The organism is Pseudomonas sp. K5002 (assembly GCF_013386655.1).
Lineage (GTDB): Bacteria > Pseudomonadota > Gammaproteobacteria > Pseudomonadales > Pseudomonadaceae > Aquipseudomonas.
In genome coordinates this window covers 1-402 of the sequence record NZ_JACARK010000438.1, presented here as the reverse complement: position 1 = coordinate 402, position 402 = coordinate 1, and the positions used below count along the sequence as shown (strand labels likewise).

General features: G+C 65.7%; 1 pseudogene. It reads left to right on the top strand.

The features are described 5' to 3' along the window. Nucleotides 1-402 (top strand): annotated as a pseudogene (locus HX846_RS19855) (MFS transporter); the annotation flags it as partial.

Genomic DNA, 402 nt, shown 5'->3' with positions numbered 1-402 from the left:
CCGGCAACGCGGTGGCGGCCCTGCTCGCTGGTGGGTTCGCCTACCTGTTCGGCCCGGTGGCGGTGTTCTATCTGATGGCAGTCATGGCTGCGGCGAGTGTCATCGCGGTCAGCTGCGTGTCAGCCCAGGCAATCGACCACGAAGTCGCACGGGGTTTCGACCCTGCGCATGGCACCGGCCATGAACAACCGTCGGGATTGGCCGTGCTTCTGGCGAACAGGCCCTTGATGCTGTTTGCCATCTGCTGCGCGCTGTTTCACCTGGCCAATGCGGCCATGCTGCCGCTGGTCAGCCAGAAGCTGTCGCAGATCAACCTGCAGATGGCCACGCCGCTGACCTCGGCCTGCATCGTCGCGGCCCAGTTGGTGATGGTGCCGGTGGCCTGGCTGGTGGGCGTGAAGG